The 1,383-nt window shown below is 42.5% G+C and carries 1 protein-coding gene; it reads left to right on the top strand.

Annotated features, from left to right (window positions below; genetic code table 11):
* Positions 1 to 179: 179 nt before the first annotated feature.
* Positions 180 to 1,383: acyltransferase family protein (locus AC1DLB_RS30060; RefSeq protein WP_477786289.1), on the top strand; the 1,204-nt coding region annotated here is incomplete at its 3' end.

The following is a 1,383-nucleotide window of genomic DNA, read 5'->3' as shown; positions in this document are numbered from 1 at the left end:
GCGCTGACGTGCTCGCCAACAAATTCGGCGACCGTGTGAAAATCCCCCCCAGCGCGGAGAGAGACGACGCCACCGCTGGGCAACTTCCCCCACAGCTATGGGCCAAGGCTAGCCAAAACAAATAAACATGCCTATCATCCCTCGCTTATAGATCAAACTATAAATATTCAAGGCCTGACATGTCAGCAAAATTGGAATCCGGAAACAATAGACTATTCCCTCTTGAAGCCTATAGGGGAATAGCTGCATTTATTGTGCTTGTTCACCATTTTTTTTTAGGGTTTTCCCCATATACAACTGGATTATTAGGGGACGCACGAAACAAAGACAGTTTAATAGGGCAGCCATATTTTGCTCTTTTTAACGGCACAGCAGCTGTCGGTTTTTTCTTCACCCTTTCCGGGTTTGTTTTATGCTGGTCCTATTTTAATCATGAAAACCCACAAAAACTGCTTCTGGCATTTCTTAAAAGATTTCCTAGACTGGCCGCCACAGTAACGATTACCACTGTCGCAAGCTACTGCTTATTCAAGCTTGGTTTTTACTATTTCCACGACGCTTCACAACTTAGCTTGAGCCCATGGCTTGCGACATTTGCTTACGGATGGACGCCAGGGTTTGAACCGAGCTTCTGGGGAGCTCTAACACAAGGAATGACAACTTTTTTCACAGGAGTAGCTAGCTACAATACAAACCTTTGGACTATGAAACCCGAATTTTACGGCAGCATGATTGTCTTTATGCTTGCATGCTTTATTTCAGTAATACTCGAATACCGCTACCTTACTTATGCCTTCATAATCATTTCAATATCAGCACTGTTCTATAACGACTTCATATTCCCCTTTGTTGCCGGTACATTTCTTTCTGTTTATCTGACCAAAAACAAAAATGAAATCCCCTTCCTCGCTTCCATAGCATTAATTATTTTYGGGCTATACTTGCTCGGATACATGATCCCGGAAAAATCATACGCTTGGGCTTCAGTCATCCCAGATATTATGAAAGCTCACACCCAAACCTTGCTCCACACACTTGGTTCTGCCTGCATAATATTCGCAACCATGAGCAATCAAAAAGTGTTTAAAAACCTGAACGGAAAATTTTTAAGAGGCATTGGAAAAATCAGTTTTCCACTCTATCTTGTCCACACCCTTGTGATCTGCTCGCTATCAAGCTACGTATATATCAAACTTGCAAATCATGGAATCAGCAACACACAAAGCTTAATTATCGTATTTATTGTCACCGCTACCACTTCAATAGCACTAGCAGTACCACTCTCTCGCTTTGACGACTGGTGGGTTAAGCAGGTCAATTCAATCACACGAAAACTATTGAAAGAAAAACAATTAGTCCATCGACTCGACCCACAAGATGCAC

It is taken from the genome of Pseudomonas sp. 05N434, from assembly GCF_056396965.1.
The sequence above is the reverse complement of the archived record's forward strand: the minus strand, read 5'-3'. Positions and strand labels throughout refer to the sequence as shown.